We start from the raw sequence: 8,321 nt of genomic DNA, 5'->3' as shown, positions 1-8,321 counted from the left end.
CACTACAGAACGCTGCCAAGCACGGCGGCCCGGGTACCACGGTGACCGTGACCGCCCGTGCCGACGATCAGGCGGTCACCGTTGTCATCAGTGACACCGGACGCGGATTCGATTGTGCCGCAGGGGGAACGGGTCTGACCAACATGAAGGACCGCCTGGCGGCGATCGGCGGCACGCTGCTCATCCAGAGTGAGCAGGGCCGGGGCACCCGTATCACGGCAACCGTCGGCACCGCTGCCTGACGGGGAGGCAGGCACCACCGACAACCGTGTTGTGCGCACTGTAGTCGTACTGGTTGCCGCGCAGGACGATTGACCTCGTCATCGGTTGTTCGGAACGGGGACTGCAATGTCGTCATCACTGCTGGATATCGCCCAGCCCGGCGTTCGCAACGCGCTACCCACCGGGACTGTGACGTTGCTGCTCGCTGATGTGGAGGGCTCCACCAGGTTGTGGGAGAGCCAGCCCGACGCGATGGTGGCCGCACTGGCGGCGATGGACGATGCGATCGCTTCTCTGATCATCACTCACCAGGGTGTGTGCCCGGTCGAGCAAGGCGAAGGCGACAGCTTCGTGATCGCGTTCGCCCGCGCCGGCGATGCAGTGGCGTGTGCGTTGGCCCTGCAACAGGCTGAGCTGGCACCCATTCGCTTACGAATCGGCTTGCACACCGGTGAAGTCCGGTTGCGGGCCGAAGGCAAGTACATGGGGCCGACGATCAACCGCGCCGCCCGGTTGCGCGAGCTGGGACATGGCGGCCAGACGTTGCTGTCCGGCGCCACAAGCGATCTCACTCGCGACCGGTTGCCTGACGAGGCGTGGTTGATCGACTTCGGGCACCACCCGCTGCGCGACCTGGCTCACCCGGAACGGGTGGCACAACTGTGCCATCCGCAGGTACGAAACGAGTTCCCGCCGTTGCGGATCCGAAGCTAGCGAGCAGCGCGGTTGCAGATTACCCGCTCGAGCGCTCGACTGTCGGATTCTATGTGCCGCGAGAGCCAGTACACGAGCACGAACCCGGCGATGCCCCCGAGGCACAGCACTCGCAGCGGCACGATGACTTCGGCGATCTCGCCGGGGGTCAGAAACGTCACCGCCATGACGCCGAGCAACGGCACGGAGGCCGCGATCGCCAGATAGCGGGGCAGTCGACGGGTGAGTGCGCGCAGCTGGTCGGCTTCGGCCGGATCCGTCGGCCCGTACGCCACCAGTTCCGGGTACACGCTGCGCACGACGTAGAACGTCAGCAGAAAGAAGGGATACGAGATCGCGATCGCGCCGCACACGGTGAGTGAACCGAAGAAATGGATCGCAGACCTACCGGGGATGCCGCCGGCGACGAATTGCATGGTGAGCGGAAAGGTCAGCCCGGCCACGAACCACAGGCCGAACACGACGAAGACCACCCGGTCGGCTGCGACCAGACAATCATGGCGCGCGAGCGCCAGGGTTTCGGCGGGCGGTGCCGGACCGCGGCGCAGGCGTCGCGGCACCATGATGACGCGGCGACACCAGAACGACAGCGCCAAGCCGCCGAGCGGAAAGAAGACCAGGTTGATCAGCGTGGTCACCAGCATGAAGCGGACCTGGGCCTGCTCGGAGAGCTGGCTGACGATCAGCAGCCGGTTGTGCTGGATGTTGTAGAGGCTGGCGAGCACATTCGGCACCATGATGGAAAGCACGGCAATCGGCACGACGAACGGCCGCAGCCGCAGCCGCCAACTCTGCGGCGGCGGATCCACCAGGTCACGAGCTTGCGGATCGAGGCACAGCTGAAGTTGCTCGGCCAGTTCGGCGCCGGAGGCCCAGCGCTGCTCGCGGTCGGCGCTCAACGCTTTGAGCAGCACTCGGCACAGTGCGGGTGGGCAGTTCGCGGGTAGCGCGGCGAGTTCGGTCGGTAAGACCCCCGCGGCGCGGGTGGCCAGCATCAGTTCGAGCGCGGTGACGTCACCTATCGAGCCGTCAGGGTTCGCGCGAGCGGCGTGTGCGGCGGAGTCGTCGAAGGGTTTGCGGCCGGTCAGCAGCTCCCACAGCACGACGGCCAGGGAATAGATGTCGCTGCGCGTGTCCAGATCTGCCATGTCTGCGGTGTGCCCGGGCTGGCAAGCCGTCAGCTGCTCCGGAGACATGTAGGACAGGGATCCGCCGAAGTAAGCGAAAGGGCTTGCGCCCGTGACATTTCGGGCGAAGCTGATGTTGAAGTCCGCGAGCTTGGGAGTGCCGTTCGGGGCGAGCAGCACGTTCGCCGGCTTGACGTCGCGGTGCAGGACGCCCCGGGAGTTCGCGTAGTGCAGCGCTTCTGCCAGGCGACGGCCGAGCCAAGCGACGGTGTCCGGCCACGGGAGGGTGGCCAGCTCGGTGCGGGTCGACGATTCGGCGGGCCGGATCTCGCCGCGCGCCTCGAGTGAGCCGTCGATGGCGTCGAGCAACGCCTGGCCGGTCTCGGGCGGTCGCCCCGCATGGTGGATCGATTGGATGAGGTCGAGCAACGTTCCGCCCGGCAGGTACTGCATGTAGAGCAACCGCCAGTCGCGCTCACGCAGTATTCGTTGATCGAAGACGCGGACTATGTAGTCGTGGTCGAGCTGGGCGAGGGTTTGCGGTTCATAGCCGCGGTTCGCCGATATCTTGACCGCCACCAGCCGCTGCAGCGAGCGTTGCCGGGCCAGGAAGACCCGCGCGAACGCCCCGCTGCCGAGTTCGATGAGCAGGTCGAAGTCGTCGAGCCGTTGGCCGACCTCGATCTGGGTGAGGCGAGCGGCGGGGCTGACGATCGCAAACGACGACTCGAGTATCCCGGCGCCGATCTCGGTGGCCTCTGCGGTATACGTCGTCGCTTCGGTGCGCGTGAAGTCGGCGGGGTGGCCGGCAGTCGGGTCAGTCATCGCAACCTCGTTCCAGGGCATCTAGATCGTAGCTGCGGTACGGCTTGCCATCTCTTGGAACTCAAGCCACGTCGGTCTACCTTTTTCAGCGAAATCGCGAGGAGGCGCGTGCCAAACGTCGATCGCTGTGACTGCGGCCCGTGCGGTCGAAACGGCCCGCTACGGCCGACGACCGGCAACCAGCCGCCACGTACCGGAGCCTCCTATCGGGATTGAACCGATGACATCCCGCTTACAAGGCGGGTGCTCTACCACTGAGCTAAGGAGGCCTGCGGGGCAGAGTTTATCGGGTCGGCCGTTCGGGCATCTTCTGCCCGTGACTGTCAAGAACGATCTGCTCAGTGACTTCCCCGAGGTGTACCCAGGCTTGAAACGCCCCGAGGTCGAGCGGCTGCTCACGATCCTCGATCAGGGCGCAGGCACCGAGGGCAAGCTGGGGCTCAGCATCGCGACCGCGATCAAGCCGCTGGTGCCCGAGGTGGCGCGGCGGATCGACTCCTACAGCAAGACCGACGATGTCGACGACTATGTCCGCATGCTGCGAGGCGCTGCCGTGCTCTTGCTTCAGCGTTGGCAGGGCGACGGTGAACCGCCCAGTCCGGAAAGCGTCGCAGCCGCGGTCGAAACGATGGAAGCCGACGCCTGACGTCACTCCTCGACGTCGATGATGCGCCGTGACGTCACGGCCCTCGACGCCGAACGTGCGCGCGGTCGCCGGCCGGGCAGCGGGATCCGGTCGGCGATGTTGCTCAGCGGGTTCACCACCTGACTCAACGTGATCACGGCTTCGTGCAGCGCGTCGATCGTCGGCGCCAGCGCTTCGAGCCCTGGGGCCAGGCGGTTCAGCGTGTCGGCGACGTCGGCAAGCTTGAGCAGTGGCCCGTTCGGGTCGGTGAGCGTGTCCAGCAGGCCGCCCTCGGCCAGCAGGCGGTCCGCGACGCCGTCCTCACGCAGCACCCGCTCGACCAACCCGTCGTTGGCGAGCAGTTGGTCCGCCAGCCCACCCGGCGCGATCACTCGCGACAACGCCCCGTCGTCGGTGGTCATGCGGTCCACCAGGCCGCCCTCGGCCATCACCTGATCGACCAGTCCACCCGGCGCCACCGCTCGGCCCACCGCGCCGTTCTCAGCGGTCAGCCGGTCCAGCAGCCCGCCTTCGGTAGTCAGCTGATCGACCAGTCCGCCCGGTCGCAGCAGCCGGTCCAGCGGGCCGTTCGGCGCCAGCGCCCGGCCGAGCGGGGCGTCGTCATCCATCAGCCTGGCCAGCCGATTCGCCCGCTCGACCGCGTCGTTGAGCCCCAGCATGGTCGCGAAAGACGCTGAACCGGCACCTCCGTCGGCGGCTTCGCCGAGCGTCCGCTGTGCCATGCCCACCGCGCCCGTGGCCATGGACAGCCCGGCGTCGGCGATGGCCAGCGCGGCCCGGGCCGGCGCCGTCGCGATATCGGTCAGGGCTTTGCCGAAGTTCATCGCTTCAGTCTATGGACTGCGCAAAGCCAGATTCACAGGAAGTGCACAGCGGGCGTGCAGGATGATGGAGAGCAAACCGGTGGACAGTGAGTGGATGGCGATGCCTGCATTACCCGAGAGCACACCGGAAGCCAAGGTTCTCGTCGTCGACGACGAGGCCAACATCGTCGAGCTCTTGTCGGTGAGTCTGAAGTTCCAGGGGTTCGAGGTGCATACCGCGTCGAACGGACCCGCCGCGCTGGACAAAGCGCGTGAGGTGCGTCCGGACGCCGTCATTCTCGACGTGATGATGCCGGGCATGGACGGCTTCGGGCTGTTGCGCCGGCTACGGGCCGATGGCATCGACGCGCCGGCGCTGTTCCTCACCGCACGCGACTCGCTGCAGGACAAGATCGCCGGGCTCACGCTCGGCGGCGACGACTACGTGACCAAGCCGTTCAGTCTCGAGGAAGTGGTCGCCCGGCTGCGGGTGATCCTGCGCCGTTCCGGGCGCGGCGTCGAGGAGTCCCGCAACTCCCGACTGACCTTCGCCGACATCGAGCTCGACGAGGACACCCACGAGGTGTGGAAGGCAGGAGAGCCGGTCTCGTTGTCGCCGACGGAGTTCACGCTGTTGCGCTACTTCATCATCAACGCCGGCACGGTGCTGTCCAAACCCAAGATTCTCGACCACGTTTGGCGCTACGACTTCGGCGGCGACGTCAACGTCGTCGAATCGTATGTTTCCTACCTACGCCGGAAGATCGACACCGGTGACAAGCGTCTGCTGCACACACTGCGCGGAGTCGGTTACGTGCTCCGCGAGCCCCGATAAGCGCTTGCGCGCAGGGCAGACAGCGTGACAATCGGTAGATGATCGGACGTGTGCCGCTGAGGGTCGGGCTGGTGGCGGCCACCTTGGTGTTGGTGGCGTGCGGTCTGCTCGCGTCCGGCGTGGCTGTCACCTCGATCCTGCGCCATACGCTGAGCAACCGGATCGACCAGGAGCTGCTCGACGCTTCCCGCAGCTGGGCCCAGGCGCCCAGGGGATCCGTCGATGCGGTGGAAAGCCCCAATCCCTCACGGCCACCGTCGAACTTCTACGTCCGGGGCTTCAGCCCCGACGGCCGGATGTGGATTGCCGTCAACGATCGCGATGCCGAGCCCGCGGTGCCGGCCGACAACGACGTGGGCCCGTCGCCGGTCACGATCGGCTCGCTCGACGACTCGGGCGTGCAGTGGCGCGCGATGACGGTACGCGGACCGCAGAACGAACTGACCACCGTCGCCATCGATCTGTCCGATGTGCAGACCACGGTGCGTGAGCTGACCTACGCCCAGGCGGGCATCGGGCTGGCGGTACTGCTGGTGCTCGGTGTTCTCGGCTATGCCGTGGTGCACCGCAGTCTGCGCCCACTGGTCGAAGTCGAGCAGACCGCCGCGGCGATCGCCGCCGGGGAGTTCGACCGGCGTGTCCCGCAGCGCGACCCGCGCACCGAGGTGGGCCGATTGTCGTTGGCGCTCAACGGAATGCTCGCCCAGATCCAGACCGCGATGGCGGCTTCGGAATCGTCGGCCGAGCAGGCCCGCACCTCCGAGGAACGGATGCGACGGTTCATCACCGACGCGAGCCACGAGTTGCGCACGCCGTTGACCACCATCCGCGGATTCGCCGAACTGTACCGCCAGGGCGCCGCGCGTGACGTCGAGATGTTGATGAGCCGCATCGAGAGCGAGTCGAGCCGGATGGGGCTGTTGGTCGAGGACCTCCTGCTGCTCGCGCGCCTCGACGCGCAGCGCCCGCTGGAGCGCCGGCGCGTCGATCTGCTGACGCTGGCCACGGACGCCGTCCACGACGCGCAGTCGATCGCTCCGAAGCGGGTCATCAATCTGGAGGTGTTCGACGGTCCCGGTACCCCGGAGGTGCTCGGCGACGAAGCCCGGCTCCGTCAGGTGCTGGGCAACTTGATGGCGAACGCGCTGCAGCACACCCCAGAGAACGCCGGAGTGGTGGTGCGGGTCGGCACCGTGGCGGACCGAGCCGTGCTGGAGGTGTGCGACGAGGGTCCCGGCATGACGGGCGACGACGCGCAGCGGGTGTTCGAGAGGTTCTACCGCGCCGACTCGTCGCGGGCGCGCGCCAGCGGCGGCACGGGACTGGGCCTGTCGATCGTCGACTCGCTGGTCTACGCGCACGGCGGGACGGTCGGGGTCACCACCTCACCCGGGCGGGGTTGCACATTCACCGTCAGCCTGCCCCGCATTGCCGAGGTGCCGGCTCAGGTCAGCTGAGCCAGCGCGGATTTGATCCTGGCCTGCGCGTCATCCAGGGACTGCGGTGACGGGTTCTGATCGGCGTTGGCGAAGCCGAAGTCGGCGAGGTCGCTGGTCGGGAAGACGTGCACGTGCAGGTGCGGCACCTCCAGGCCCGCGATGATGACACCGGCCCGGTCGGCGGGAAACGCCTTGACGACGGCTTTGCCGATGAGCTGCGCCACCTCCATGACGCGGGCGAACACGCTTGGGTCGACGTCCTGCCAGTTGTCGATCTCGGCTCTGGGCACGACGAGCGTGTGGCCCTGGGTGATCGGTGCGATCGTCAGGAACGCGACGATGTCGTCGTCCTCGTAGACGAATCGGCCGGGTAGCTCCCCGTTGATGATCTTGGTGAAGACGCTCGCCATGCGTCGAGCATAGTGAGGCCTGTCAGAACGGCGGAGTGTGTGCATCGAAGTAATCACCAGGCGGCGGCCTGCAGGGCTCGGTAGCCGGCGGAACCGCCGATTGTCGGCGATCGAGGGCGTTGAGGGTCCGTTCACGCGCGATTCGTCGACGCCGATCCTCGGCGCGTGTTCGTCGTCGGCGTGGCATCATGACGCCCTTGTGGGGCGCGTCTACGGGCCGCACCACCGCCGGCACTGCCGCCGTCGTCGTGTCCCAGTCGGGGTAGAAGAATCGGCTGCCAGGGTGAGTGACATATGTCCTGCCGGACGGCGCCGTCCAGATGACTGATCCGTCGGCCCGTTGCTCGTCGAGCCACCCGCCGAAGGTCTTCAGTAAGTGATGAATTCGGCACAGGCACTTGGTGTTCGACGGATGCGTGGCACCGACCGGATACGGTGTCGTGTGGTCGATGTCGCAGAGTTCCGCGGGGCGGTCGCAGCCGGGGAAGCGACATGTCATGTCCCGCATCCGGACAAACCGCGCTGCCTTCCGCGATGGGCGGTATCCGGATTCCGGTGCAGCATCGGGCTTTTGCACCCACTGCACCGTCGCGCCGTTCTTGATCAGCTCCGCCAGCAGGGAAGTGGGGATGAGGCTGCCACCGAGGATGAGCGCAGCGGATCTCGGCTTCGCAGGCACCGCTGTGGGTTTCGCCGGTTCGGGTTTACCATCACCTGACATCTGCGGATCCGGTTGGGCTTCCAGTGCCGCGGGTTCGGCGATCACGTTGATGACAAAGCTGGTCGCGCGAGGATCGCTTCCGGCAGCCGGGCAGTCCGGATTCCCGCACTGGCAGGTCAGTTGGTCCGCGTAGGCCGCGATGGCGCCCATTGAATCCGACCGTCGCTGTCCGACCGTGCGTGGATCGTCCTTGCACACGCCGCTCGACATCTGCGCCAGCCGACGTTCGAGTAGCTCTGCGTCCGTCACGGACAAGCGGCCCCATAACGACGCCGTTCCCGTCTCATCGTCGGGCTTGCCGAGTTGGACGTCCCTGCGCCGTGCGGCCTCTTGCAGGCGCCGTCGCGCGTCGGGATCGTGCTCGTGGACCAACGAATCGATCGCCGCCTCCAGCTTTGCGACCGACAGAAAGCCCCACCTTGCCGCGCGATCCGCAATGGCGGCGTCGACGCGTTTCTGGATGTCGGAGTTCACAATCAGTTGCGTGCGCCATGTGATGGTTGCGACCAGCGCAGAACTCAACCGCCCTTCGGCGTACAAGGCAGCGACTCTGGGCAGCCGCTCCCGCAGCGCCATCGC

General features: G+C 66.9%; 8 protein-coding genes, 1 tRNA gene and 1 pseudogene. 5 read left to right on the top strand and 5 right to left on the bottom strand.

Annotation, left to right across the window (positions count from 1 at the left end; translation table 11 throughout):
- Together A5663_RS01160 and A5663_RS01155 are read left to right on the top strand one after the other, a co-directional pair.
- A partial coding sequence (locus tag A5663_RS01160) for a sensor histidine kinase (protein WP_369816571.1) occupies window positions 1-242 on the top strand: 242 nt, incomplete at its 5' end.
- 106 nt (window positions 243-348) lie between these two features.
- Window positions 349-930: pseudogene (locus A5663_RS01155) on the top strand (adenylate/guanylate cyclase domain-containing protein); the annotation flags it as partial.
- A gap of 2 nt (window positions 931-932) precedes the next feature.
- On the opposite strand, the gene A5663_RS01150 reads toward A5663_RS01155, so the two are convergent.
- Together A5663_RS01150 and A5663_RS01145 are read right to left on the bottom strand one after the other, a co-directional pair.
- Window positions 933-2,888 carry a serine/threonine-protein kinase gene (locus A5663_RS01150; protein WP_068143075.1) on the bottom strand — a complete coding sequence of 652 codons (1,956 nt, stop codon included), beginning with the start codon at window positions 2,886-2,888 and terminating at the stop codon, window positions 933-935.
- A 197-nt stretch (window positions 2,889-3,085) separates the two neighbouring features.
- Window positions 3,086-3,157: transfer RNA gene (locus A5663_RS01145), tRNA-Thr, on the bottom strand.
- A gap of 47 nt (window positions 3,158-3,204) precedes the next feature.
- On the opposite strand from A5663_RS01145, the gene A5663_RS01140 reads away from it, so the two are divergent.
- On the top strand, window positions 3,205-3,534 hold the full coding sequence (locus A5663_RS01140; protein ID WP_068143073.1) for a hypothetical protein: 330 nt from the start codon (window positions 3,205-3,207) through the stop codon (window positions 3,532-3,534).
- Window positions 3,535-3,536: 2 nt separating this feature from the next.
- Here the strand turns inward: A5663_RS01140 and A5663_RS01135 are convergent, their stop codons facing one another.
- Window positions 3,537-4,358, bottom strand: a complete 822-nt coding sequence (locus A5663_RS01135; protein ID WP_068143072.1) for a hypothetical protein — start codon at window positions 4,356-4,358, stop codon at window positions 3,537-3,539.
- Between the two features lie 94 nt (window positions 4,359-4,452).
- On the opposite strand from A5663_RS01135, the gene A5663_RS01130 reads away from it, so the two are divergent.
- The gene (locus tag A5663_RS01130) at window positions 4,453-5,172 is read left to right on the top strand and encodes a response regulator transcription factor (protein ID WP_068143071.1); all 720 of its coding nucleotides are present in this window, start codon (window positions 4,453-4,455) and stop codon (window positions 5,170-5,172) included.
- Window positions 5,173-5,210: 38 nt separating this feature from the next.
- Window positions 5,211-6,629, top strand: coding sequence for a cell wall metabolism sensor histidine kinase WalK (locus A5663_RS01125; protein WP_068143070.1), 1,419 nt, complete (start codon window positions 5,211-5,213; stop codon window positions 6,627-6,629).
- Here A5663_RS01125 and A5663_RS01120 read toward each other — a convergent pair.
- Together A5663_RS01120 and A5663_RS01115 are read right to left on the bottom strand one after the other, a co-directional pair.
- Entirely contained in the window at window positions 6,617-7,021 is a 405-nt protein-coding gene (locus A5663_RS01120) for an HIT family protein (RefSeq protein ID WP_068143069.1), read from the bottom strand. The two genes, A5663_RS01125 and A5663_RS01120, sit on opposite strands and share 13 nt — an antisense overlap.
- Before the next feature lie 22 nt (window positions 7,022-7,043).
- A partial coding sequence (locus A5663_RS01115) for an HNH endonuclease signature motif containing protein (protein ID WP_068143068.1) occupies window positions 7,044-8,321 on the bottom strand: 1,278 nt, incomplete at its 5' end.

It is taken from the genome of Mycobacterium sp. E740 (assembly GCF_001672895.1).
GTDB lineage: Bacteria > Actinomycetota > Actinomycetes > Mycobacteriales > Mycobacteriaceae > Mycobacterium.
Note: the sequence above shows the minus strand (reverse complement) of the source record. Positions and strands in the feature narration are given on the sequence as shown.